The organism is Corynebacterium sp. KPL2838 (assembly GCF_040225455.1).
GTDB lineage: Bacteria > Actinomycetota > Actinomycetes > Mycobacteriales > Mycobacteriaceae > Corynebacterium > Corynebacterium rhinophilum.
This window is the reverse complement of record NZ_JBEHFT010000016.1, coordinates 18,783-42,325: the sequence shown is the minus strand read 5'-3', so window position 1 is coordinate 42,325 and position 23,543 is coordinate 18,783. Positions and strand designations below refer to the sequence as shown.

The following is a 23,543-nucleotide window of genomic DNA, read 5'->3' as shown; positions in this document are numbered from 1 at the left end:
TCAGCCCTGAGGATGAGGCCGGCGGGTTAGCTTCTGCGCTAGCCTTGCCCTTATGTCTAAGCTTTGGCCGGATCGTCTGCGCGACTGGATTGGCCCGCCGTGGCGAATCCTCATCCCTGTGTTCTTCGGCGTGCTTTTGCCCAACGCCGCGAACTTTTTGCACACCGATTCACCCTTCCAGGCCATCGTGGCGGTCTTGTACACCGTCGGCATTCCGCTTGCGCTGTGGCTGCATCCCAAGCTGCAAGAAAAGTCCATTTTCTTCATCGCCGGCACGATGACGTTGTGCATTTTTACGCCCTTGGCCTCCCTGGCGAACTTCCACGCCCCGATTTTCGCCTACACGGCTTTTCTCATTGGCACGCACTCGCGCAAGCGCTTGCGCTATATCTGGCTTGCATGGATTGCCCTGGGCTCCCTGGCGGGAACCACCGCAAGCCTGTTTGGTGAAAAGGTCTTCGCAGGCAGCGATATCGGCTTAGGCGATGCGACCATGAGCCCGCTGCTTGCCTATGCCGGCACGATCTTGCTCGGCTGGCCGGTCCTCGGCTTTTTCTACTTGCTCGGCACCAATAACCGGAAGCGCCGGGAGGGTCAACAGCTGCTCATTGAGCGCGCGGAGATGGCCGGCGCCGTGGAGCGCAACCGCATCGCCCGCGAGATGCACGATATCGTCGCCCACAACCTCGCCGGGGTCATTGCGCTTGCCGATGGCGCCCGGTTCGCCGCTGCAAAAGACCCCAAGGTAGCCACGGAGGCGCTCGATACCATCGCCTCCACCTCCCGCGAATCCTTAAGACAGATGCGTAGCCTGCTATCCGTCTTGCGCGAAGAAGACGCGCGCGGGGAAACCAAAGCCCCAGGCACCTCAGACATCGCAGGCCTATTTTCAGAGGCCCGGCGCGCTGGCTTCGATATCACCGTTTACGGCATGGAAAAGTTACCCGCCGATAGCGACGAGCTTTATCAATTCACCATATACCGCATCGTGCAGGAGATACTGACGAATATGCTCAAATACTCCAACCAGAACAGGGGAACTCTGCGCTTTCGCAGCGATAAGTCGGCGCTTGTTATCGAGGGGCACAACCCCATGGCGCAGCCGGACGAGGATCACAGTCCCGGCTATGGGCTCATCGGGATGAAAGAGCGTGTGAAGGCCTATGGTGGCAGTGTGTCCACCAAGGCCGAGGATGAAACGTTTGCAATCACTGTGGAGGTACCGCATGTCTAATCCGGAACAGGAACCTGAGCCCATTCGCATTGCGCTTGTCGATGACCAACCGCTCCTGCGCGCCGGGTTCGCCATGCTGATTGGCTCGCAGGAGGATATGAGCGTGGTCTGGCAGGCCTCCGACGGCGATGAGGTACTGGACCTGGCGCGGCAAGAGCCCGTCGATATCATCCTCATGGACGTGCAGATGGCGCGGGTCAATGGCATTGCGGCCACGGAGGAAGTGCTCCCTGAATTCCCAGATACCAAGGTCATCATGCTGACCACCTTTGATGATCACAACTTTGTCCACGGCGCAATCTCTGCCGGGGCATCCGGATTCTTGCTCAAAGACGTCGAACCCGAGGAGCTGCTCTCAGCCATTCGCACCGTGCACTCAGGCGAGGCCGTGCTCTCACCGCGCATTACAGCTCAGGTGCTCCAACAAGTCCGCAGCGAGGAGGGTGGGGACAGCAGGAAGGCGCACTCGGCTGCGCACACCGCTGCGGCTGCACAGCCAGGCACCACCACCGCGACGGCTCCGCCGTCCGCGGAACTTACCCCGCGCGAGATGGATATTTTAAGGCTTATGGCGCTGGGATATTCGAATACCGAAATCTCTGAAGAGGAATTTGTCTCCATGGCAACGGTCAAGACCCACGTGCGCCACGTGCTGACCAAGACTGGGTCCCGCGACCGCGTCCAGGCCGTGCTGTATGCCTATACCCATGGGGTGGTCACCGTGGAAGAGCTGCTCTCTCATCCCCAGGGATGAACCGCTAAATCCGCTTCGAGGATGGTTACATCGCGCCGGGAAAACGACACGATAAAACCATGCTCACAGTCACACAGCTTTCTAAGAAATTCGGTTCCTTTACAGCAGTAGACAACCTCTCCTTTGAGGTTCCCGATGGCCAAGTCACCGGGTTCTTGGGGCCCAATGGCTCCGGCAAATCCACCACGATGCGCATGTGCGTGGGGCTAGAAAATCCCACCTCCGGCACCGCCACATTCGATGGAACACCGTTCCGCGAACTACCCGATCCCGCCTCCACGGTGGGCACCTTGCTTGATGCCAATTGGTTCCATCCCGGCCGCAGCGCCCGCGCGCACCTACGTTATATGGCGGCGCTGCAGGGGGTATCGATGGATCACGTCGATGACACCCTGGAGCGTGTTGGGCTCGGAAAGGTGGCGAAAAAGCGCATCGGGGGTTATTCGCTTGGCATGAAGCAGCGCCTCGGCCTTGCCTGCGCCATGATGGGAGAACCTAAGCACTTGCTTCTCGATGAACCCGTCAACGGCCTCGACCCTGAGGGCGTGCACTGGATGCGCGACCGCATCCGTGAATTCGCCGCTGGGGGATGCTCCGTGCTGGTTTCTTCCCACCTGTTGTCAGAAATGCAGCTGACGGCGGACCGCCTAGTGGTCATCGGCAAGGGCAAGCTCGTTGGCGAAGGAACGGTAGAAGAATTCGTCAATGCCTCCGGTGCCGCCACCGTGGAGGTCGTGGTGGACCAACCAGAAGAACTGGCCCGCTTGCTGCACGGTTCGCAGGCACAAACCTCCTTCGATGGGGAAGTGCTGCGCATTACCGGCCTAGACCGCGATGAGGTCGGCCAATTGTGCTTTGACCACCGCATCCGCATCAGCAGCCTTGAGGTCAAGCACCCCTCCTTAGAAGACGCCTTCCTTGGCGCTACCGCAGATCACCTGGATTACCGCTCCGCATAACTCGCTTAAGAAAGGCAGATGACGAGCCATGAGTACCATCGTTTCCGAATCCCGCAAGATATTTTCCCTGCGCTCTACGTGGGTCTACCTCGCTATCATCACCGTTGGGCTAACAGCCGCCAACGTGCTGATGGGAGCTCTCCGCACTGACGACAGCGCCCTCCAATCCTCCGATCTAGCCATCGGCGCCATCTTCGCCGTGGTCATCATGATCTTTTCCTCGGCCACGCTAGTCGGCGGAGACCTACAAAAAGGCACCGTAGCCTGGAGCTACCTATCTACCAATCGGCGCCTGCAGGTGCTTTCGAGCCAAATCCTCGTCATCACCGTGGCCAACGTCGCCGCCGCGGGCCTGGCCGGCGTCCTCGGAATGTTGTTTAACGCTGCGCTCGGCAGCTCGTATGACTTCTCCAGCTTCGTGCACTACCCGGATAACGCCGTGTTTCTGTTTACCTTTATGGAATACATCGTCTATACCCTGCTGGCCACTAGCCTGGCTTATATCCTGCGCAGCGGCACCTTTGCGGCCATGCTGCTCATTATCGAATACTTCGTCATCGAAAGCGTGCTGACCTCGATGGACATGGGCTGGGCCAAAATCATCCTGCAGATTTTGCCCGATGCCAACCTGCGCACCTTCTTTCAAGGCCAAGACACCTTCGGGCTCATGGCCCCGCAATGGGCATCCGGAGTCATCGTCTTGGCCATGGTGGTAGCGGTCCTCGGCGGGGCCGCGGCCGTCCAGCGACGCCGCGCCGTGGTCTAGGCTCCCCGCGGGCACTCACACCTTATGGGGATACGACGAGGGTAAGCTCCCTTGAGCCGTGCGGTGGTTCTTCTACCGTCATGCCGGCAGCGCGCGCAATAGCGGCGACATCGGCGGCGCTGAAGGCATCGGCAGGCGAAAGCGCCAGCTCCCGGGCCAACAGGCCTTTATAGTGCTTATTAAAGTGGCTGACCACCTTGCGCGAGCCATCCGGCTGCACGCTTTCTACCCGCACCGTCACGGCCGAAGGCAGCCGGCCCAGTTGCTGGTAGGTGCCCGAGCGCAGATCCACCACCAGCTCGTCGATGTTTTCTAACGCCTGCGTTACCTGCTTGCCCCAATAAGACTTCATGGTGCGACCGCCCAGCTTGGAACCGCCCGATAAGCGGTAATGGGGGATAGGGTCGTCCGCGCGCAGGAGCCCGAAGAGGGCATCGCCAATAGCAAGGCGTTGCCATGAGGGAAGGGTGGATGCAGAAAGTGCATCAAAAAGCACGCCAGTATAGCGCTCGAGTGCCGGCATGGTGGGGGTGGTAAAAAGCTGATTGTTCGATTCAGCCTCACCGCGTAGCTTCTCCGAGAGCTTGAGCACAACCATCGCCTCATCAATAGGAAGAGACTGCAGCTCAGCGGCGATTTCGCGCCGGGTATCGCTTAGTTCGGGAAAAGATAGGTTGGCAAAATCAAGCGGCTTTCCCGTGCCGCCATGAGCCTTGGTTTCTGAAGGAGGGAGGACAATGAGCATATAGATAGGGTAGCGATGTATATTTTGACCATGATTACCCGCCTTTCTGAACTATTTCTCCGCACCCTTCGTGAGGACCCAGCCGATGCCGAGGTCCCCAGCCACAAGCTGCTGGTGCGTGCCGGTTATGTGCGCCGCGTCGCGCCGGGCATTTATACCTGGCTGCCGTTGGGGCTGCGCACCCTGCGCAAGATTGAAGACGTAGTACGCCAAGAAATGGACGCCATAGGCGGGCAAGAGATGCTGTTCCCGGCGCTGCTACCGCGCGAGCCCTATGAAAAGACCAACCGTTGGGTGGAATACGGTCCCAACCTATTCCGGCTGCAGGACCGCAAGAACGCGGACTTGCTGCTGGGCCCCACGCACGAGGAAATGTTTGCCAATGCCGTTAAGGACATGTATTCCTCGTACAAGGACTTCCCGGTCACCTTGTATCAAATTCAGACCAAGTACCGCGACGAGGAACGCCCCCGCGCCGGGGTGCTGCGCGGGCGCGAGTTCGTGATGAAGGATTCCTACTCCTTCGATATGAACGATGAGGGCCTCGATTCCTCCTACGCCCGCCACCGCAAGGCGTATCAAAATGTTTTTGACCGCTTGGAAATCGATTACGCCATTTGTAAGGCCACTTCTGGGGCGATGGGCGGATCCGCCTCCGAGGAGTTCTTGGCAGTTTCTGAGGTGGGCGAAGACCTTTTTGTTCGCTCTACCGAGGGCGATTATGCAGCCAATGTAGAGGCGGTCGTGACCCAAGCGCCCCCAGAAAAGGACATCGCGGGCCAGCCGGCGGCAAAGGAATACCGGACCCCGGATGCCGCCACCATTGAAGCGCTTGTGCACTGGGCGAAGACCGAGGACATTGCGGTCGACGGCCATGAGGTTCGGGCCACAGATATCCTCAAGTGCGTCATGGTGGAGGTAACCCACCCGGCGCTAGAGGATTCTGAAGAGAAGAAGGAACTGGCGGCCGTGCTGATTCCGGGCGACCGCGAACTAGATCCCAAGCGCCTTGAAGCGGCCTTGGAACCGGCCGAGTTCAGCCTGGCAAGCGATAAGATTTACGCGCAATACGATTTCTTGGAGCAGGGCTTTGTGGGCCCTCGCGTGCTGAATTCCAATGGCGTGAAGGTCTTTGCCGATCCCCGCGTGGTCAAGGGATCTTCCTGGATCACCGGCGCCGATGCACAAAGCTGCTACGTCGTGGGCTGCGTGGCAGGCCGCGATTTCCACGTCGATGAGTTTGTGGAAGCGGCCGAGGTTAAAGAGGGCGATCCCGCACCAGATAACCAGGGCACCTTGGCTTTGCAGCGCGGCATCGAGCTGGGCCACATCTTCCAGTTGGGCCGGAAGTACACCGAGGCTTTTGACGTGCAGATTCTTGATGAAAACGGGAAGCGCGCTATTCCCACGATGGGCTCTTATGGCATCGGCATCTCCCGCATGCTGGCCGTGCTGGCAGAGCAGCGCCACGATGATAAGGGCCTGAATTGGCCGGTTGCGGTGGCGCCGTACCAGGTGCACGTGGCGGTGGCGAATAAGGATGCAGCGGCCATGGAGGCCGGCGATAAGTTGGTAGAAGAGCTGTCCCAGGCGGGCCTTGAGGTGCTTTTTGATGACCGCCCGAAGGTCTCTCCAGGCGTGAAGTTCAAGGATGCAGAGCTGCTCGGCATGCCGTTTGTGGCCATCTTGGGACGCGCCTTCAAAGATGGCATCATCGAGCTGCGCATCCGCGGGCAGGAAACGCTGGAGGTCCCAGCGGAGAAAATAGTGGATAAACTCCTCGAGTTGGTGCGGGCTTAGCTCAAAGCACCGCGCCAAGGCCCAGCGCTCATAAGCAGCGGCAAGGTATCGTGGGGAAGCATGAGACTTAATAAGAAGGTGCTTCCCACGGCTCTTATCACCATGGGAGCGTTGCATTTCCTACGCGCGAAGAATTTCGAATCCATTGTGCCGCCGCAGCTGCCGGGCTCGCCACGGTTGTATAACTTTGCCTCCGGCGCCTGGGAAATAGCTACTGGCTGTTTGCTTACTGATCGCGCCACCCGCGAATCCGGTGGCGCCTCAGCCGCGGCGCTATTTCTTGCCGTGTGGCCGGCGAATATGTACCACGCCTGGATCGAGCGCGATGCGGGATGGCCGAAGAAGCTTTATCACATCATTCGGCTGCCGCTGCAGATTCCGTTGATTCGCTACGCATGGAAGGTTGCGCAGGGTAGGGCATAAAACCAAAAAGAACCGACTCCCCTGTTTTCCCGGGCAATAGGGCCCGAGAAGAATACCGGGGGGGAGTCGGTTGTCTGCGTGATGCCGCGCTGGCGGCGGCATCACGCTACCGCTGTGGGAGGAAGCCGATTAGCCAGCCACGGGGCCGCCGCAATTAGGCCATGCGCCAGCACCCTGGGTGGCAAGAACGTTTTCAGCGATTTCGATCTGCTGTTGCTTGGTGGCTTGATCAGCGGTAGGCGCGTACTGGGTGCCGCCGCTACCGGCCCAGGTTTGCTGCGAGAACTGCAGACCGCCGTGGTAGCCATTGCCCGTGTTGATGTGCCAGTCACCGCCGGACTCGCACGCGGCGACCTGGTCCCACGCGCTTTCGGGGGCGGCGTTGGCAGCTGGTGCGGCAATGCCGACGATGCCCAACGTAGCTGCGGCCATGGTGAGCAAGGTCTTCTTAGTACGCATTGAGAAAGCACTCCTTCTCATTGTGTTTTGGGGCTTGTGGTATCTCCACCAAGCACGTAATCCACCAAATTACGTAAGGGCCGAACGAATTATCAATGAATATCGGCCTATAACTCGCTGACTTTTCTCTGCCCGCCGGACAGTGAATGTTCAGGTAGACACGGTGGGTCAATACTCGAAGCTATGCGGCCTTGGCTTCGGCGGCGATGCCGATTAACCAGTTCAGCCACTCCTGGTTTGGGCTTTCTTGTTGTGCGGCAGCCACCGCAGCCGCGTGCCACTTGTCTGCGTCTAGTTCAACCAAGGTATCGAGGAAGGCTGCAGCGGAGTCCGCATCGCTGGGAAGCGTGGCTGCGCCGGAAGAATAGGCAGGCTCCGGCTGGGGAGCCCCGCCATTCTGGCTAAGCGCCTCTTGCAGTTGGTCGATGCGGCGGTGATGGAGGCTTAAGAGCTTATCGATGCGCCCCTCGGCAGCAGGATCGCTATAAGCCCGGGCGAAATCCAGGCCAAAGACCTGCTCGTATTCCCACTGCAACAAATCAGCCGCGCTCTCGCGGTGTGGCTGGGAGAGCGTGGGAATATCGGGGACATCGCCAGGCAGCCAGGCATTAAGCGTGATGGCCTGTTGCGTGACTATGGGCCGCGACTCAGAACTGACCTCATCGGCGGCTTCCGTTGTGGCAGAGGCGGCTTCTTCTAGCAGCTGGGAGGAATCTGTGGCAGGTGGTGCCTGCGTCGGGCGTTCCACCTCACAGCTGTGTGGGACGTTTCCTTGGTCATCGGTGCCGCAGAGGCGCGCAATCTCCTCATACAGCGCATCGGCCTGCGAGCTGCGCATATCCGCGGCCACATCATCAACCCCCTGGAGGGCGAGGCTATCGCTCGCGGCGGCCACGGCGAGGCGCTCGAGCGCGTCTTCTGGGCGCGGGCCAAAATAGTCGACGACGGAATCGACTGCGGAACAGCCCGCGAGGGCGGGCAGGGCGGCAGTCGAGGCTACACAGGTTAAAGCAATACGTCGGCGGTTCACCCAAAAGACTGTACCTCGAAGGACGTAGGCTAGTGGGCATGGCTTTCCCAGATGCACAACAATTAACTGATTTGCTCCAACCTCGCCTAGAAGCCCGCGGGCTGGACGTGGAGGATATTAAAACCACCAAGGCGGGAAAGAAATCACAGGTCATCATCCGCATCGATGGCGATAGGCGGCCCAGCTCTGACGTATTGGAGGAAGTCTCCGACGATATTTCGGCCTTCTTCGATGAAAAAGAGGCTGCGGGCGAGCTGAATTTTGGCGCCGGATATACCTTGGAGGTCTCTACCCCCGGTGTGGATTTGCCGCTGACCGCACCGCGCCACTGGCGCCGCAACAAGGGACGGAAGGTGACCTTTAATCGCGGCGACGACACGAGCCACACCGCGCGCATCGGCGCGCTCAACGCGGACGAAAATGCCGTTGTCCTTATCACCTCTGAGAAAAACGAGGTGCATACAGAAGTGGAGCGATTGGAAAACATTGCCCACGCAGTGGTAGAAATTGAGTTTGCACAGCCATCACAGCGTGAGTTGGACGCCGTGCACCAGCCATTTGCAGAAGCCGAGAGCTAACCGGCAATCGAGAGGATAGACAAGTGAATATTGATCTTGAGGCACTTCGTACCATCGAATCCGAACGGCAGGTCCCCGTCAATGACCTGTTGGAGTCGATCGCAAGTGCCTTGTTGTATTCCTACCTGGATTACCGCGAATCCACCGCGGAGGGCAAGGCCGAAGGCACCAAGTCCCGAGTAGACATCGATACCACCACCGGTGCCGTCAGTGTCATCGTTACCGAGCGCGACTCCGAAACCGGGGAGGTAACCAGCGAGTACGATGACACCCCGGATAACTTTGGCCGCGTGGGTGCACGCGCCGTGCGCGAAGCCATCTTGCGCAAGCTGCGCGAGGCCGAAGCCGAGCGCACTTTTGATTCCTATTCGGAGCTTAGCGGGCGCGTTGTCAGTGGCATCGTCCAGCGCGATGCGCGTGCCAATGCCCGCGGCATCGTTGTGGTCCAGCTCGGTTCCGAGTTGGAATCGCAGGACGGAATCTTGCTTCCCGCAGAACAAATCCCCGGAGAGAAGCTGCAGCACGGTGACCGCATCAAAGCGTATGTGGTGGGCGTAAACCGCAATGGCGCCAATGTGCAGATCAACTTGTCCAGGACCCACCCGGAGCTAGTGCGCGGGCTTTTCGAACTGGAAGTTCCGGAAGTTGCAGATGGCAGCGTGGAAATGATCGCCATTGCCCGCGAAGCTGGGCACCGCTCCAAGGTCGCTGTTATTGGCCACGCTAAAGGCCTCAACGCCAAGGGCGCGTGCATTGGCCCGCGCGGTCAGCGGGTGAATAACATCATGCGCCAGCTCGGTGGGGAAAAGATCGACATCATTGATTACAGCGAGGATCCCACCGTATATGTGGGCAATGCTTTGGCCCCCTCCAAGGTGATCAAGGTGACCGTGCTCGATAGCGAAGAGCAGGTGGCGCGAGTTATCGTCCCTGACTACCAGCTGTCCCTTGCCATTGGTAAGGAAGGCCAGAACGCGCGCCTAGCCGCCCGTTTGACCGGCTGGAAGATCGATATTCATTCAGACGCGGACGCGAATTAAGGAAATGCGGATAAATAGCGTAGGCTAGTAAACGGCCCAGATGCAGAAAGGGACATGCAGACGCAGCGAAAGTTAAGGAGTTCGATGTCGCAGACTCAACGGCTTCGTACTTGCATCGCTACGCGTCGCCGCATGCCCGATACGGAGCTGCTGCGGGTGGTCATTGATGCCAATGATCCTCAAGGCAGCCGCGCGGTGGTGGATCCATTCCGGCGGCTTCCCGGCCGCGGCGCATGGATTAGCCCCACGCTTTCTGCACTCGAGCTAGCTGAGCGCAAACATGCTTTCAAGCGCGCGCTCCGCACGTCCGCATCCGTGGACACAGGTCAGGTACGTAGGTACTTGGAAGCACAGTGCGAAAATGTACAGGGCGAAAAAGTACCGTGTGCGGAACAAGCTGCACAAGATTCGTACACACCAGAGTTAAAAAGGAAGACCGAACACTGATGAGCGCACAACGATGAAGCATCAGCGATGAAAGTCCAGAACGTTTAACTAGGAGTCAGGCCAGTTTTTCGCGGCCTTGGCTCCTAGGCGATACCAAGAGGAGACAAGTGCCCGGAAAGCTACGTGTTCACGAGTTGGCAAAACAGCTCGGAGTAACCAGCAAGGAACTGCTCGCCACCCTGAAAGAACAAGGCGAGTTCGTGAAAACCGCATCCTCGACCATCGAACCACCGGTGGTCAAGAAGATGCGTGCTCACTATGAAGCACAGTCCGGTGGCGATGCCACCGAAGCTAAGGCAGATAAGGCTGAGAAAGCTGCTAAGTCCGCTAAGCCCGGTCAAGGCAGCGCCAAGAAGCAGGCATCGCCTGCGCCAAAGCCAGGCGCTGGCGCACAGGGCGGAGCGAAATCCGCTGCCCCTAAGCCCGGCGCACCGAAGCCAGGCGCAGGGTCCGCTAAGGCTGCCCCCAAGCCTGGTAAGGCAGCACCAAAGCCGGGCGCTGCCGCTGGCAAGCCAGCACCGAAGCCCGGCCAAGGTGCACCGAAGCCAGGTCAAAACGCAGGCCAAGGCGATGCCAAGAAGTCGGGCGAGCGTCCGACCCCTGGCAACGCCATTCCGCGACCGATGCCTAAGCCCGGCGGATCCCGCCGCGTAGCCAATAACCCATTTTCCACGGGTGGCGGCGACAATCGACCAGGCCCACGCCCCGGTGGCTCCAAGGGGCAGCGCGGCGGCAACCGTCCCGGCGATAACCGCGGTGGAAAACGCGGCGGCCGCAACGAGGGCGGCACTAACCGTCAGGGCCAGGATCAGAACCAAGGCCAGGGTGGCGGCGGTGGACGTCGTCCGTCGCCAGCCATGATGCCTTCGCATCCGAACCCTGCCTCGATGCCCTCCAAGGCACCGAGCGGTGGTGGACGCGGCGGCCGCGGTCGAGGTGGTCACGGCGGACCTGGTGGTCCAGGTGGCCCAGGCGGCGGTCGTCCCGGCGGTTTCCGCGGTGGACGCGGTGGGCGTCGCGGCGGCACCGCTGGTGCATTCGGCCGTCCAGGTGGCGCACCACGCAAGGGCAAGAAGTCGAAGCGGCAAAAGCGCCATGAGTTTGAAGAGCAGCAGAAGCACGTCGTAGGCGGCGTCCGCTTGCCAGATGGCAAGGGACAGACCGTCCGCCTGCGCCGCGGCGCTTCGCTGTCTGACTTCGCGGAGAAGATCGGTGCCGATCCAGCAGCATTGGTACAGGCACTGTTCAACCTTGGTGAAATGGTCACCGCAACCGCATCCGTATCGGAAGATACGCTGCAGCTGCTCGGTGACGAGATCAACTACAAGGTAGAAGTCGTCTCCCCAGAAGACGAGGACCGCGAGCTGCTAGAGTCCTTCGACCTGCAATTCGGCGAGGACGAAGGTGGCGAAGAGGCCCTCGAACACCGCCCTCCAGTCGTCTCCGTCATGGGTCACGTTGACCACGGTAAGACCCGCCTGTTGGACACCATCCGTAAGACCAATGAGGCAGCCGGCGAGGCCGGCGGTATTACCCAGGGAATCGGTGCTTACCAGACCACGGTTGACGTGGATGGCGAGCGCACCATCACATTCCTGGATACCCCTGGTCACGAGGCCTTTACCGCCATGCGTGCCCGCGGTGCGAAGTCCACCGACTTGGCCATCTTGGTAGTCGCCGCCGATGACGGCGTCATGCCACAGACGGTTGAGGCCATCAACCACGCCAAGGCTGCCGATATCCCGGTTGTCGTGGCCGTGAACAAGGTGGATAAGCCGGAGGCCCAGCCGGAAAAGATCCGTGGCCAGCTCACGGAGTACGGCTTGGTGCCAGAAGAGTACGGCGGCGACACGATGTTCGTGGATATCTCTGCTAAGCAGGGCCAGAACATCGACCAGCTGCTGGAGTCCGTCATCTTGACTGCCGATGCCGCCCTCGAGCTCACGGCTAACCCAGAGATGGATGCCCAGGGTGTGGCCATCGAAGCTCACTTGGACCGCGGTCGCGGCCCGGTGGCTACGGTCATCGTCCAGCGCGGTACGCTGCACGTCGGCGATTCCATCGTGGTAGGCGATGCACACGGTCGCGTGCGCCGCATGCTCGATGAGTTTGGTGAGGACGTCAAGGAAGCCGGTCCTTCCCGCCCGGTACAGGTGCAAGGCCTGTCCGGCGTTCCAGGTGCTGGCGATAACCTGCTCGTGGTTGATGATGACCGCGTGGCCCGCCAGATTGCTAACCAGCGCGATGCTCGTAAGCGTTCTGCCTTGCAGGCAAAGCAGCGCAAGCGCGTGTCCCTGGAGGATCTGGACAAGGTATTGCAGGAGACTTCGACCCTCAACCTCATTCTCAAGGGCGACAACGCCGGCTCCGTCGAGGCGCTGGAAGATGCCCTGTTGGACATCAAGACCGAGGACGAAGTCGAGCTCAACATCATCGACCGCGGTGTTGGTGCCGTAACGGAGACCAATATTTCGTTGGCCGCCGCTTCCGATGCCGTCATCATTGCGTTCAATGTTCGCTCGGAGGGCAAGGCCACGGAGATCGCTACCCAAGAGGGCGTGGATATCCGCTACTACACGGTTATCTACAAGGCCATCGAGGAAGTCGAGGCCGCTCTCAAGGGCATGCTCAAGCCGATCTACGAGGAGCGCGACACCGGTGCGGCCGAAATCCGCGCCCTGTTCAAGTCCTCCTCGGTGGGTACCATCGCCGGTTGTATGGTCACCGAAGGCAAGGTTGTCCGCAACGGCAAGGTTCGCCTGCTCCGCGATAACAACGTGGTTACTGCCGATGCCAAGATCGAGTCCCTGCGTCACGAAAAGGACGACGCTACTGAGATCAAGGCCGGCTATGAGTGCGGTATGGTGCTGTCCTACCCGGATATCCAGGTAGGCGATATCATCCAGGCTTATGAAGAAGTCGAGGTACCGCGCGACTAGTCGCTGCTAGTTTCGGCCCGCTGTGCGTGCCCACCTCAAGGTTCTTTCTCTACGGAGGGAGATCGCGAGGTGCGGCAGGTAGAGCGGGCCGTTTCGCGTTTTCGCGTGTGAGGTTTTCAAGCGGTTTCCATTGGGTGCGGTCAGTAACTAAACTGGTGGTTTCTGATACCGCGACACGGTAATTTAGGAATAAATTTTTCCCCTTTAGCTTGGAGGTTCTCATGGTCGATCACGCACGTGCGGCGCGGCTAGCAAAACGTATTCAGGAAATCGTGGCTAGTGCGATTGAGCTGCAGATTAAGGATCGCCGCCTGGAGATGGTCACCGTGACCGATGCCCGCGTCACCGGTGATTTGCACGACGCTACCGTCTTTTACACGGTGCGTGGCCACGATATCGATGCGGAACCCGATTATGACCAGGCTGAGGAAGCCCTTAAGCGCGCGAAGGGACAATTGCGCAAGATCGTCGGCGATCAGTTGTCCGTCCGCTTTACCCCAACCCTTGCTTTTGAGCTCGATACCGTCCCGGAAGCCTCCGCGCACATGGAAGAGCTCTTGGCGCGCGCTCGGGCTCGCGATGAAGAGCTAGCAAAATTGAAGGAAAACGCTAAGCCCGCCGGCGAGGCCAATCCGTATAAGACCTCCGATGAAGACGAGGCTTAAGTGACCCGCAAGGAATATCAGGACGCAGTCGATGCCATTTCTGGCGCGCAAAGCATCTGTATTATCACTCATTTGCGCCCGGATGCCGATGCCATTGGTTCAGCCACGGCGTTGCTTTTAGCCGTGCAACAAAGTGGGAAAGAAGCCTGTGCGGTCATTGGCCAGGACAAGGACTTTGCGCCTAATCTTTGCTCCATTCCCGGCGCAGATCAGGTCAAGGTCATGCGGGAGCTCCCGCAGGGATATGACCTTTATGTCACCGTGGATTGTGGGTCGATCGATCGCACCGGACTGTTTTCCGCAGATATCGCCCAGCTGGCGACGGCAGGGCGCGTGCTGTGCATCGACCACCACTCGTCCAATCCCGGGTTTGGCTCAGTAAACTTGGTTGATTCAGAGTGCGAGTCCACCACGGTGGCCATATTGACCATCCTGGACATGCTGTCGGTGCAAATCGAAAGCAGCATCGCACACTGCCTGTATGCGGGTCTTTTGACCGATACGGGTAGCTTCCGTTGGGGCAGGCCTGGCATGCACGATGTGGCCACGCGCTTGATGCACTATGGCTTGGATACCAAGCAGATTGCCACGGACCTGCTCGATGCCACGACTCCCGATGATCTCCAGATGGTCGGCCGCGTGCTAGCAGGGCTGCGCATTGAACATGCTGGTGAAATGGGTGTGGGCATCCTCGTTGCAGGCTTGGCCGATATCGAAGGTCATTCGGATTCCGCAGTGGAGTCCCTAGTAGATTTCGTGCGCGCCCTTGAGGGCACGCAATTGGGTGTGGTCTTTAAGGAACAGTCGCCTGGGATATGGGCGGTATCGCTGCGTTCGACTACGATCAATTGCGCCGCCCTGGCAACCCAATTTGGCGGCGGCGGGCATATTCCCGCTGCCGGGTATATGACATCGGGAAGCGAAGAACGAATCGTCGCGGAGCTGGTGAGTGCCATCGATGAGCACTAGGCAGTCAACCCCCACGACAGTAAGCGCACGCGAGGTCTTCGGCCTCGCGTTTCCTGCGCTTGGAGTCCTGGCCGCGATGCCGCTCTACCTCTTGCTCGATACGGCAGTGGTGGGGCGCCTGGGTGCCCAGGAATTGGCTTCGCTCGCCGCGGCAACCACGATCCATACCGTGGTGACCACGCAGCTGACCTTCCTGTCCTATGGCACGACGGCTCGCTCGTCCCGCCTTTTTGGCGCTGGAAAGCGCGCCGAGGCAGTAGCAGAAGGTGTGCAAGCAACCTACGTGGCCCTGGGCGTGGGTGGGCTTTTAGCCCTCATCATGTGGATCTTCGGCGGTGTTTTTGCCCAGTGGCTTACCGGGGATCCTACGACTGCGGCCGGAACCGCACTGTGGCTGCGGATCGCTGCCCTGGCGATTCCCGTAACGCTGGTGGAAATGGCCGGAAATGGCTGGATGCGCGGTGTGCAAGATACCAAGAAGCCGCTCTATTTCACCCTTGCCGGAATGATTCCCGGAGCCATTGCCGTACCCGCATTCGTGTATTGGTGGGGCCTTGCCGGATCTGCCATCGCCACCGTGTTGGGAATGAGCATTATCGCGAGCCTCTTCGTGCGCGAGTTGTATAAACAGCACGAAGGCTCTTGGAAATTTCGGTGGCACATCGTGCGCGAACAGCTGATTTTGGGCCGCGACCTTATCTTGCGCTCCGCTAGCTTTCAGGTGGCTTTTCTAACCGCAACGGCCGTGGTATCCCGCGTGGGCACAGCCGCGTTGGGCGGCCACCAAATCATGATGCAACTGTGGAATTTCATGTCGCTGATTTTGGATTCCTTGGCCATTGCCGCTCAGGCCTTGACTGGAGCGGCCTTGGGTGCCGGTTCGGCGCGCCACGCGCGCAGCGTGGGAAGCAAGGTAGTTATGTATTCCACCATTTTCTCAGGCTTCCTCGCCTTGGTTTTCGCCGCCGGGGCCGGGATCATTCCGCGCGTCTTTACATCTTCGCAGGAGGTCATCGATGCCATGAGCCAACCGTGGTGGATCCTGGTCGGCATGGTCATCGCCGGTGGCGTGGTCTTTGCCCTGGACGGCGTTCTATTGGGGGCAGGGGATGCGGCATTCTTGCGCAGCCTAACTATTGCCTCGGTTCTTCTGGGATTTTTGCCCGGGGTGCTCCTCGCACATGCCATGGGCACGGGCCTTACCGGCGTGTGGTGCGGCTTGGCCGCATTCATTACTTTCCGCCTCATCGGCGTGGTCTACCGCTTCTATTCCATGAAATGGGCTGTAGTAGCAGAGTAGTACCTGCGCTACAGTGACTGTAACGAGTAGCAACAGCACTACAGATTTAACTACAGCGAGAGACTCCGTAACGATGATGAGCAAGGCGGGTGGGAGCGGTAATGCCAACGCTATGGGCAGTAGCAGACTTGCACGGCGCGATCCGTGAAAATTTTGCGCGCATTGCAGAACTTAACCCACCCGATCCGGCCGATTGGCTCATTGTGGCAGGCGATGTTGCAGAGCGCAGCGAGCTTATCCTGCGCATCTTGCGGGACTTGGCCGCGCGCTATGACACCGTCATTTGGGCACCAGGCAATCACGAGTTATTTTCTCGTTCCCAAGACCAGTACAAGGGGCGCGAAAAATACGATTACCTGGTGGCCGCCTGCCGGGAAATCGGCGTTATCACCCCAGAGGACCCCTATCCGGCTTTTAATGGGATAACGATTGTGCCGCTTTTTACCCTGTATGACTACAGTTTCCGCCCACCGGGTACCTCGGTGGAAGAAGCGGTGCAGCAGGCACACTCTAAAAAGCTTGTCATGACCGATGAGGTAGCAATCGCTCCCTTCGTAGACGTGCGCGCATGGTGTTGGGACCGCTTGGCGTATTCCATTAAGCGTTTATCCCGAGTACAGGGCCCAACTATCTTGGTTAACCACTGGCCACTGGTGCAAGAACCTACGATGGTTCTGCGCTTTCCAGAGATTGCCCTGTGGAGCGGCTCGCGGCATACGCGTTCGTGGCCGCGACGGTACAAGGCAGAAGCTGTCATTTACGGCCACTTGCACATGCCTTCAAAGATGAATGTGGATGGGGTAGACCATATCGAGGTCTCTTTAGGCTACCCGCGCGAATGGCGTAACCAGCCGCACCGTATCCCGTGGCCATACCCAGTTACTTCGACGTTTGGGGAGGTGAATTGATGTTATACCCCGACCTGTTCCCAGAAACTACCCGGTATTGCTATGTACGTACGGATGCCCGCGAGTCCGACCTACTCAACTATGATCAGCTCGACCCTAAGGAACAGTCCATAGTCTCGCAGGCGGTCGATATCCGGAAGTCCGAATTTGGCGATGCCCGGTGGTGTGCGCACCAGGCCCTGCGCGATCTGGGCTTTACAGGTACTAACCCGATTATGCGCGGAGAGCGGGGTATGCCGCTGTGGCCCGAAGGATTCATTGGATCCATGACGCATACGGAGGGCCTGCGCGCAGCGGTGGTGGCCTCCACCACGGATTTTCGCTCCATTGGCCTTGATGCGGAGCCGGCGCAGCGCCTGCCCGATCACGTCTTGACCATGATTGCTCGGGCCGGGGAAATGCCGCAGCTGCCCCGCCTAGAAAAGGCTGGGGTGCACTGCCCAGACCGCCTGCTGTTTTGCGCCAAGGAGGCCACCTATAAGGCGTGGTTTCCCATGACGCATCGGTGGCTGGATTTCGATCAGGCAGAGATCGATATCCGCGAGGATGGAACCTTTATCTCCTATATCCTGGCCCGCCCGACGCCCGTGCCGTTTATCACCGGGAAGTGGATTCTAGAGGGCGGTTATGTCGTGGTTTCTACGCTGGTTCCGGCCCTTGATTTTTCAGCCTGAACAGAAACCCGCTCAGATCTCCTCGAGCAATGCCCTCAGCCACCGACTTAGAGGGTGGACGGCCGCGCCACAAAGACCGTGGCCAACCTTTTTCCCTTCTCTTTAATGAGCGCGATGGCCTGGCCATTGGGGGCTACTGCGGCATGAACCCCGGATAACCCGCGCGGCTCTAACCATTTGCCCATCGCTAAAGCGGCGGCCTCGTCCTCGGTGACGGGCAGGACGGGGAAACTGCGCTTGAGCGCCTCATCGAGGCTCAAGGATAGGCTGGGGTTTTCGGCAAGATCGTCGAGCATGTGGGCATCGGCAAGCGCAAAGGGCCCCACCGTAGTGCGGCGCAGGGCGATTAAATGCCCGCCGACGCCCAGGGCCTCGCCCATATCGCGCGCCAAGGAGCGGATATAGGTGCCGGAGGAACACTCCACGGATACATCGAGGTCAATAAAATCGCCCTCGGCGCGCAGGTCATGAATATCAAAGCTGTGGACGGTGACCGGGCGGGCCGGGATATCTACCTCTTTGCCCTCCCGCACCAATTCATGCGCCCTTTTGCCCTTGATCTTGATGGCGGACACCGCGGCGGGCTTTTGCATAATCTCGCCGGTCAATGCGGCAACTTCGGCCTCGATGGCGGAACGGTGCAGTGCGGCCGCAGGCTTGCCCCAGCGAAATTCGCCCTCGGCATCATCGGTGGTGGTAGAAGCGCCGAGGCGGATGGTAGCTGAATAAGACTTGGTGGAGGCGACCATGTGCGCGAGGAATTTGGTGCCGCGTTCGATGCCGAGGACCAGCACCCCTGTCGCCATGGGATCCAGGGTGCCGGCATGGCCGACCTTTTTGGTGTGAAAATACCTGCGTAGGCGGCTAACAACATCGTGGGAGGTCATGCCGGCAGGCTTATCAACGATGACAAGTCCGGAATGTGCGAGCGCATCAGTCATAGGGTACAAGTCTATGCTCTACGATGGATTCCGTGGATATTTGTTACGGAATCGATGACATCCCCGCGGATGTGGGGCCGACCTCGGTAACCATTGGCGTCTTCGATGGCTTGCACCGCGGCCATCAACAGCTCGTTTCTGCCTGTGTGAAACACGCGCGGGCGAATAATCAGGTCCCCGTCATGGTGACCTTTGACCCGCACCCGGTCTCCGTTTTCTTGCCGGAGCGCGCGCCGCTGTCTGTGGTGAGTTTCGAGCGCAGGCTAGAGCTCGCGGAAGAAATGGGCATCGAGATGGTGCTTGTCATTGACTTCACCAAGGAACTAGAGGGCGTGGAGCCGCGCCCCTATGTGCGCGACCTCTTGGTGGGCAAACTCCATGCGCACCACGTGGTGGTGGGGGAGAACTTCACCTTTGGCGCTGGGGCCAGCGGCACCGCGGAAGCCATGCGGCAGCTGGGGGAGGAGTTTGGATTTAGCGTCGATATCATCCCGCTCCTGGATGAAGACGGCGTGCAGATTTGTTCCACCTATATTCGCCAAAGCTTGTCCCGGGGCGCAATAGAATCGGCGAATTGGGCGCTTGGCCGGCACTTTACGGTCACTGGTCCTGTGGTGCGCGGTGCGGGGCGCGGTGGCAAGGAACTGGGATTTCCCACGGCTAATCAATATTTCCCGGATACCGTAGCCATTCCCGCGGACGGGGTCTATGCCGGTTGGTTTATTGTGCATTCTGATTCGCCCCTCGATGGGGATATGCAGCCCGAAGTAGCCTATGCCGCTGCGATTTCTGTTGGCACGAATCCCACCTTTGGTGATGAAGAACGGTCCGTGGAGTCTTTTGTCTTGGACCGCGATGCCGATCTTTATGGCTATGAGGCAACCGTGAAATTCGTGGGCCACCTGCGGGATATGGTGAAGTTTCATTCCGTCGATGAGCTTTTGGAAGCCATGGCTCAGGACGTCGCAGCCGCCCGCAAGGTGCTGGCTGCCGATGCTCGTGCGCAGGGCTGCAATAGCGACGACTATTTCTTAAAGGAGAAGTAAATGAAGGCCATCCTCGATCTTGATACCGGCATTGATGATGCTTTGGCCTTGGCTTATGCCCTGGCCCACCCCGATCTTGAGCTCATTGGAGTGACCTGCACTTATGGCAACGTCACGGTGCCGCTGGCGGTGCGCAATACCCTGGCGCTGCTGGAATTGCTGGATAGGCCTGATATCCCGGTCTTTGCGGGGCCCAGCCCGGACGGTTTCCAGCCCAGCGAGATTTCCTCCTTCATCCACGGCCAGAATGGCGTGGGCGAGGTCGCGCTTAGCCCGTCCGGTAAGACCGAGGACACGCAGCCGGCCACGGATTTCCTCTTGCAGGCCGTGCGCGATTACGGTGATGACCTGGTCATTATTCCTACAGGTCCGTCGACGACCATCGCCCAGGCTATGCTTGCCGATGCCACCTTTGCCGCCAACGCCCACATCGTCATGATGGGCGGAGCGCTGACCGTTCCTGGCAACGTCTCCGCGTGGGCAGAGGCCAATATTTCCCAAGACCCGGATGCCACCGATTACCTCTTCCGCCACAGCCAAGATGTCACCATGGTCGGCCTAGATGTCACCTTGCGCACCCTGTTGACGGAAAAAGAAACCGCGCGCTGGCGGGAGACCGGAACGACCGCGGGCGAGGTTTTCGCCGATATGGTGGATTACTACATTCGCGCTTATGCCACCACGGCTCCCCACTTGGGAGGTTGCGGTCTGCACGATCCGCTGGCCGTGGCGGTAGCCGCAGATCCGTCGTTGGTAGAGGTCATCGAAACCAATATGAAAACGGATACGCAAGGCCCCACCCGCGGGCGCACCATTGCCGATGAAACCCGGCTGAGCCAGGAACCTACCGCGAAGGTGGCCGTGGGCGTGGACAACGAACGCTTCGTCCATGAATTCGTGGACTACCTCGAAGAACTTTTCCGGACGGTGGGCGCCAAGTAGTGCAGCGTTTTGATTTGCCGCGCTAATTGGCTGTAAGATGACGATTTGGCTTAGCGACTGTGGTTCACGACAGTTGCGGCACGCGGAGCTCGCCACGGCGGCGCTGCGCGTTGAAGAATAGTGTGGACTGAAATAAAGGAGAAATACTCATGGCATTGACCACTGAGAAGAAGGCCGAAATCCTCAAGGAGTACGGCCTGCACGAGACCGACACCGGTTCCCCCGAGGCACAGGTTGCCCTGCTGACCTCCCGCATCAATACTTTGACCGAGCACCTGAAGTTCCACAAGCACGATCACCACTCCCGTCGTGGTCTGCTGCTGATGGTTGGTCGTCGTCGTGGCCTGCTGAAGTACTTGGCAGAAAACAACGTGGATCGCTACCGTGATCTGATTTCCCGCCTGGGCCTGCGCCGCTAATTGCGACGCGGCTGCGGCCGAATTATTCCCCTTGCCTTGCGGCAAGGGGAATTAGTGGTTTTATTACCCACTTTATCCTTGTGAGGAGAGGGGCGTTTGTAATTGCCGTAGCTCAAAAGTACGGAATCTCTGTTAGAATTTTCACCGTTGTCAAAAACAATGTGGAAAAGGCGGCACCGACGATCGCCTAAAACATTCAAGGAGATTTACTAGATGAGCGTTCAGAACTCCGTAGAGTTCAATATCGATGAAGAATTCGGTATTACCGAAGCTATCGCTGTCCTCGACAATGGGGACTTTGGTACCCGCACCGTTCGTTTCGAAACCGGCCAGCTGGCCCGCCAAGCAGATGGTTCCGTAACCACGTACCTCGACGATGACACGATGCTGCTGGCCACCACGACTGCCTCGAACCAGCCGCGCGAGAACTTTGACTTCTTCCCACTTACCGTGGACGTGGAAGAGCGCATGTACGCAGCCGGCAAGATCCCCGGCTCCTTCTTCCGCCGCGAGGGGCGTCCCTCCACCGAGGCCATCTTGGCGTGCCGCCTCATCGACCGCCCGCTGCGCCCCACCTTTGTCAAGGGCCTGCGCAACGAAGTGCAGGTGGTCATCACCGTCCTGTCGCAGGACCCAGAAGAGTACTATGACGTCGTAGCCATTAACGGCGCGTCCGCAGCAACCCAGCTTTCCGGCCTGCCGGTCTCCGGCGCCGTCGGCGGCGTGCGCATGGCGCTCATCGCTGATGACAAGCACCCAGAAGGCCAGTGGGTGGCGTTCCCGAACCACGAGCAGCACGAGCGCGCGCTCTTTGAAATGGTGGTTGCAGGCCGCATCGTTACTAAGGGCCGTAAAGAAGACGTCGCCATCATGATGGTGGAAGCTGGCGCCGGCACCAACGTTGCTGAGCGCATTGCCGATGGCGCCCCGGCACCGCAAGAAGCCGCCGTCGCCGAGGGCCTCGAGGCAGCCAAGCCGTTCATTAAGACCCTGTGTGAGGCCCAGAACGGTCTGGCAGAGCGCACCGCCAAGGAGACCCAGGAGTTCCCGCTCTTCCCAGCGTATGAAGACGATGTCTTCGCCGCCGTGGAAAAGGCCGCTTCCAAGAAGCTGGAGAGTTTGCTGACGATCCCGGGCAAGCAGGAGCGCGACGAGGCTACGAATGAACACATGGAGCAGGTTGAACAAGACCTGCTGCCGCAGTTTGCTGACCTGGAAGAGGCAGTGGCCTCCAAGCAGATTCGCGCTGCTTATAACGAGGTCATGAAGAAGATCGTTCGCCGCAAGATCTTGACCGATGGCTTCCGCATCGATGGCCGCGGGCTGACCGATATCCGCGACCTGTCCGTTGAAGTTGACTTGGTACCACGCGCGCACGGTTCTTCCTTGTTCGAGCGCGGTGAGACGCAGATCCTCGGTGTCACCACCCTGGATATGTTGAAGATGGAGCAGCAGATCGACTCGCTTACTCCTATCGAGTCCAAGCGTTACATGCACCACTACAACTTCCCGCCATTTTCTACCGGTGAGACCGGCCGCGTGGGCTCGCCCAAGCGCCGCGAAATCGGCCACGGTGCGCTCGCCGAGCGCGCCCTGCTTCCGGTCATCCCGTCCCGCGAGGATTTCCCGTATGCCATCCGCCAGGTCTCTGAGGCACTCGGCTCCAATGGTTCCACCTCCATGGGCTCTGTCTGTGCGTCCACCCTGTCCCTCTACAACGCGGGTGTTCCGCTCAAGGCGCCGGTAGCCGGCATCGCCATGGGCCTGGTTTCCGGTGAGGTCAAGGGCAAGGAAAAGTTTGTCGCACTGACCGATATCCTCGGTGCCGAGGACGCCTTCGGTGACATGGACTTCAAGGTTGCGGGTACCTCCGAATTCATTACCGCGCTGCAGCTGGACACGAAGCTGGACGGCATTCCGTCTAAGGTCTTGGCTCAGGCGCTCGAGCAGGCCCGCGATGCCCGCGCAACCATTCTGGAAACCATGGCTGAGGTCATCGATTCCCCAGATGAGATGTCTGGCCTAGCCCCGAAGATCACCTCGGTGAAGATTCCGGTCAACAAGATCGGTGAGCTCATCGGCCCTAAGGGCAAGACCATCAACCAGATCACCGAAGATACCGGTGCTGATGTCTCGATTGAGGACGATGGCACGGTCTACATCTCTGCAGTTACCGGCGAGGCCGCAGACGCTGCGATTGAAAAGGTTAACTCCATTGCCAACCCGCAGTTGCCCAAGGTGGGCGAGCGCTTTCTCGGCACGGTAGTCAAGACCGTTCCATTCGGCGCCTTCGTTTCCTTGATCCCAGGCCGCGATGGATTGATCCACATCTCCAACCTGGGTGGGGACGAGCGCATCGAGAAGGTCGAAGATGTCGTAAACGTTGGCGATAAGGTACAGGTAGAAATCGCGGATATTGATAACCGCGGCAAGATCTCCTTGGTGCCAGTAGAGGACTAATCCCTCAGACGCTCTTTAGAGCAGTGGCCCTGTTTCCCGTACATG

At 59.3% G+C, this 23,543-nt stretch carries 23 protein-coding genes; 19 read left to right on the top strand and 4 right to left on the bottom strand.

All coding sequences use genetic code 11. The features are described from left to right. Window positions 1-52 precede the first annotated feature (52 nt). The 4 genes from ABRP98_RS07045 to ABRP98_RS07030 are packed head-to-tail and all read left to right on the top strand — an operon-like array spanning window position 53 to window position 3,713. On the top strand, window positions 53-1,234 hold the full coding sequence (locus ABRP98_RS07045) for a sensor histidine kinase (RefSeq protein WP_349858300.1): 1,182 nt from the start codon (window positions 53-55) through the stop codon (window positions 1,232-1,234). Continuing rightward, window positions 1,227-1,988, top strand: coding sequence for a response regulator (locus ABRP98_RS07040; RefSeq protein WP_349858298.1), 762 nt, complete (start codon window positions 1,227-1,229; stop codon window positions 1,986-1,988). The genes ABRP98_RS07045 and ABRP98_RS07040 overlap by 8 nt, the downstream gene beginning before the upstream one ends. A gap of 59 nt (window positions 1,989-2,047) precedes the next feature. Beyond that, window positions 2,048-2,947, top strand: a complete 900-nt coding sequence (locus tag ABRP98_RS07035; RefSeq protein WP_349858297.1) for an ABC transporter ATP-binding protein — start codon at window positions 2,048-2,050, stop codon at window positions 2,945-2,947. 28 nt (window positions 2,948-2,975) lie between these two features. Then, complete coding sequence (locus tag ABRP98_RS07030; protein ID WP_349858295.1) at window positions 2,976-3,713, top strand: ABC transporter permease; 738 nt, start codon at window positions 2,976-2,978, stop codon at window positions 3,711-3,713. A 22-nt stretch (window positions 3,714-3,735) separates the two neighbouring features. On the opposite strand, the gene yaaA is transcribed toward ABRP98_RS07030, so the two are convergent. Next, complete coding sequence (gene yaaA / locus ABRP98_RS07025) at window positions 3,736-4,458, bottom strand: peroxide stress protein YaaA (protein ID WP_349858293.1); 723 nt, start codon at window positions 4,456-4,458, stop codon at window positions 3,736-3,738. A gap of 30 nt (window positions 4,459-4,488) precedes the next feature. On the opposite strand from yaaA, the gene ABRP98_RS07020 reads away from it, so the two are divergent. Together ABRP98_RS07020 and ABRP98_RS07015 are read left to right on the top strand one after the other, a co-directional pair. Continuing rightward, complete coding sequence (locus tag ABRP98_RS07020; protein ID WP_284782252.1) at window positions 4,489-6,258, top strand: proline--tRNA ligase; 1,770 nt, start codon at window positions 4,489-4,491, stop codon at window positions 6,256-6,258. Window positions 6,259-6,318: 60 nt separating this feature from the next. After that, the gene (locus ABRP98_RS07015; protein ID WP_349858291.1) at window positions 6,319-6,681 is read left to right on the top strand and encodes a DoxX family protein; all 363 of its coding nucleotides are present in this window, start codon (window positions 6,319-6,321) and stop codon (window positions 6,679-6,681) included. Between the two features lie 129 nt (window positions 6,682-6,810). Here the strand turns inward: ABRP98_RS07015 and ABRP98_RS07010 are convergent, their stop codons facing one another. Together ABRP98_RS07010 and ABRP98_RS07005 are read right to left on the bottom strand one after the other, a co-directional pair. Beyond that, window positions 6,811-7,140: a transglycosylase family protein gene (locus ABRP98_RS07010; protein ID WP_502878788.1), complete on the bottom strand. Its 330-nt coding sequence runs from the start codon at window positions 7,138-7,140 to the stop codon at window positions 6,811-6,813. Between the two features lie 181 nt (window positions 7,141-7,321). Further along, window positions 7,322-8,170, bottom strand: coding sequence for a DUF4439 domain-containing protein (locus ABRP98_RS07005; protein WP_349858288.1), 849 nt, complete (start codon window positions 8,168-8,170; stop codon window positions 7,322-7,324). A gap of 38 nt (window positions 8,171-8,208) precedes the next feature. Between ABRP98_RS07005 and rimP the strand changes: the two genes are divergently transcribed. From rimP to ABRP98_RS06960, 9 genes are all read left to right on the top strand, one after another. Continuing rightward, entirely contained in the window at window positions 8,209-8,748 is a 540-nt protein-coding gene (rimP, locus tag ABRP98_RS07000; protein ID WP_349858286.1) for a ribosome maturation factor RimP, read from the top strand. A gap of 23 nt (window positions 8,749-8,771) precedes the next feature. Continuing rightward, window positions 8,772-9,788 carry a transcription termination factor NusA gene (gene nusA / locus ABRP98_RS06995; protein ID WP_349858285.1) on the top strand — a complete coding sequence of 339 codons (1,017 nt, stop codon included), beginning with the start codon at window positions 8,772-8,774 and terminating at the stop codon, window positions 9,786-9,788. Between the two features lie 84 nt (window positions 9,789-9,872). Next, window positions 9,873-10,235 carry a YlxR family protein gene (locus tag ABRP98_RS06990; RefSeq protein ID WP_349858283.1) on the top strand — a complete coding sequence of 121 codons (363 nt, stop codon included), beginning with the start codon at window positions 9,873-9,875 and terminating at the stop codon, window positions 10,233-10,235. Between the two features lie 107 nt (window positions 10,236-10,342). Continuing rightward, entirely contained in the window at window positions 10,343-13,174 is a 2,832-nt protein-coding gene (gene infB / locus ABRP98_RS06985; protein ID WP_349858281.1) for a translation initiation factor IF-2, read from the top strand. Between the two features lie 221 nt (window positions 13,175-13,395). Beyond that, window positions 13,396-13,839, top strand: coding sequence for a 30S ribosome-binding factor RbfA (rbfA, locus tag ABRP98_RS06980; RefSeq protein WP_284784312.1), 444 nt, complete (start codon window positions 13,396-13,398; stop codon window positions 13,837-13,839). Further along, a complete protein-coding gene (locus ABRP98_RS06975; RefSeq protein WP_349858278.1) occupies window positions 13,840-14,808 on the top strand; it encodes a DHH family phosphoesterase in 969 nt (322 codons plus the stop codon). After that, window positions 14,798-16,108: an MATE family efflux transporter gene (locus ABRP98_RS06970; protein ID WP_284851998.1), complete on the top strand. Its 1,311-nt coding sequence runs from the start codon at window positions 14,798-14,800 to the stop codon at window positions 16,106-16,108. Before ABRP98_RS06975 ends, ABRP98_RS06970 begins: the two co-directional genes overlap by 11 nt. Before the next feature lie 101 nt (window positions 16,109-16,209). Then, window positions 16,210-17,016, top strand: a complete 807-nt coding sequence (locus ABRP98_RS06965; protein WP_284851999.1) for a metallophosphoesterase family protein — start codon at window positions 16,210-16,212, stop codon at window positions 17,014-17,016. Next, entirely contained in the window at window positions 17,016-17,690 is a 675-nt protein-coding gene (locus ABRP98_RS06960; protein WP_349858276.1) for a 4'-phosphopantetheinyl transferase family protein, read from the top strand. Before ABRP98_RS06965 ends, ABRP98_RS06960 begins: the two co-directional genes overlap by 1 nt. A gap of 47 nt (window positions 17,691-17,737) precedes the next feature. Here the strand turns inward: ABRP98_RS06960 and truB are convergent, their stop codons facing one another. Further along, entirely contained in the window at window positions 17,738-18,631 is an 894-nt protein-coding gene (gene truB, locus ABRP98_RS06955; RefSeq protein ID WP_349858274.1) for a tRNA pseudouridine(55) synthase TruB, read from the bottom strand. Between the two features lie 23 nt (window positions 18,632-18,654). Here truB and ABRP98_RS06950 point away from each other — a divergent pair, with 23 nt between their 5' ends. The 4 genes from ABRP98_RS06950 to ABRP98_RS06935 all read left to right on the top strand — a co-directional run bounded on the left by ABRP98_RS06950 (window position 18,655) and on the right by ABRP98_RS06935 (window position 23,498). Continuing rightward, window positions 18,655-19,677, top strand: a complete 1,023-nt coding sequence (locus tag ABRP98_RS06950) for a bifunctional riboflavin kinase/FAD synthetase (RefSeq protein WP_349858271.1) — start codon at window positions 18,655-18,657, stop codon at window positions 19,675-19,677. Next, window positions 19,678-20,619, top strand: a complete 942-nt coding sequence (locus ABRP98_RS06945; RefSeq protein WP_349858268.1) for a nucleoside hydrolase — start codon at window positions 19,678-19,680, stop codon at window positions 20,617-20,619. 149 nt (window positions 20,620-20,768) lie between these two features. Next, complete coding sequence (rpsO, locus tag ABRP98_RS06940; protein ID WP_005278802.1) at window positions 20,769-21,038, top strand: 30S ribosomal protein S15; 270 nt, start codon at window positions 20,769-20,771, stop codon at window positions 21,036-21,038. A gap of 213 nt (window positions 21,039-21,251) precedes the next feature. After that, complete coding sequence (locus tag ABRP98_RS06935) at window positions 21,252-23,498, top strand: polyribonucleotide nucleotidyltransferase (protein ID WP_349858266.1); 2,247 nt, start codon at window positions 21,252-21,254, stop codon at window positions 23,496-23,498. Window positions 23,499-23,543: the final 45 nt, after the last annotated feature.

Bases quoted from the DNA above. Each gene is read 5' to 3' on its own strand.
- ABRP98_RS06960 (WP_349858276.1), top strand. From the start codon at position 17,016: ATGTTATACCCCGACCTGTTCCCAGAAACTACCCGGTATTGCTATGTA.
- ABRP98_RS06965 (WP_284851999.1), top strand. From the start codon at position 16,210: ATGCCAACGCTATGGGCAGTAGCAGACTTGCACGGCGCGATCCGTGAA.
- rimP (WP_349858286.1), top strand. From the start codon at position 8,209: ATGGCTTTCCCAGATGCACAACAATTAACTGATTTGCTCCAACCTCGC.
- ABRP98_RS06970 (WP_284851998.1), top strand. From the start codon at position 14,798: ATGAGCACTAGGCAGTCAACCCCCACGACAGTAAGCGCACGCGAGGTC.
- truB (WP_349858274.1), bottom strand. From the start codon at position 18,631: ATGACTGATGCGCTCGCACATTCCGGACTTGTCATCGTTGATAAGCCT.
- ABRP98_RS06950 (WP_349858271.1), top strand. From the start codon at position 18,655: ATGGATTCCGTGGATATTTGTTACGGAATCGATGACATCCCCGCGGAT.
- ABRP98_RS07030 (WP_349858295.1), top strand. From the start codon at position 2,976: ATGAGTACCATCGTTTCCGAATCCCGCAAGATATTTTCCCTGCGCTCT.
- ABRP98_RS07035 (WP_349858297.1), top strand. From the start codon at position 2,048: ATGCTCACAGTCACACAGCTTTCTAAGAAATTCGGTTCCTTTACAGCA.
- ABRP98_RS06990 (WP_349858283.1), top strand. From the start codon at position 9,873: ATGTCGCAGACTCAACGGCTTCGTACTTGCATCGCTACGCGTCGCCGC.
- ABRP98_RS07015 (WP_349858291.1), top strand. From the start codon at position 6,319: ATGAGACTTAATAAGAAGGTGCTTCCCACGGCTCTTATCACCATGGGA.
- rpsO (WP_005278802.1), top strand. From the start codon at position 20,769: ATGGCATTGACCACTGAGAAGAAGGCCGAAATCCTCAAGGAGTACGGC.
- rbfA (WP_284784312.1), top strand. From the start codon at position 13,396: ATGGTCGATCACGCACGTGCGGCGCGGCTAGCAAAACGTATTCAGGAA.
- ABRP98_RS07020 (WP_284782252.1), top strand. From the start codon at position 4,489: ATGATTACCCGCCTTTCTGAACTATTTCTCCGCACCCTTCGTGAGGAC.
- ABRP98_RS07040 (WP_349858298.1), top strand. From the start codon at position 1,227: ATGTCTAATCCGGAACAGGAACCTGAGCCCATTCGCATTGCGCTTGTC.
- ABRP98_RS07010 (WP_502878788.1), bottom strand. From the start codon at position 7,140: ATGCGTACTAAGAAGACCTTGCTCACCATGGCCGCAGCTACGTTGGGC.
- ABRP98_RS06935 (WP_349858266.1), top strand. From the start codon at position 21,252: ATGAGCGTTCAGAACTCCGTAGAGTTCAATATCGATGAAGAATTCGGT.
- ABRP98_RS06945 (WP_349858268.1), top strand. From the start codon at position 19,678: ATGAAGGCCATCCTCGATCTTGATACCGGCATTGATGATGCTTTGGCC.
- yaaA (WP_349858293.1), bottom strand. From the start codon at position 4,458: ATGCTCATTGTCCTCCCTCCTTCAGAAACCAAGGCTCATGGCGGCACG.
- ABRP98_RS07045 (WP_349858300.1), top strand. From the start codon at position 53: ATGTCTAAGCTTTGGCCGGATCGTCTGCGCGACTGGATTGGCCCGCCG.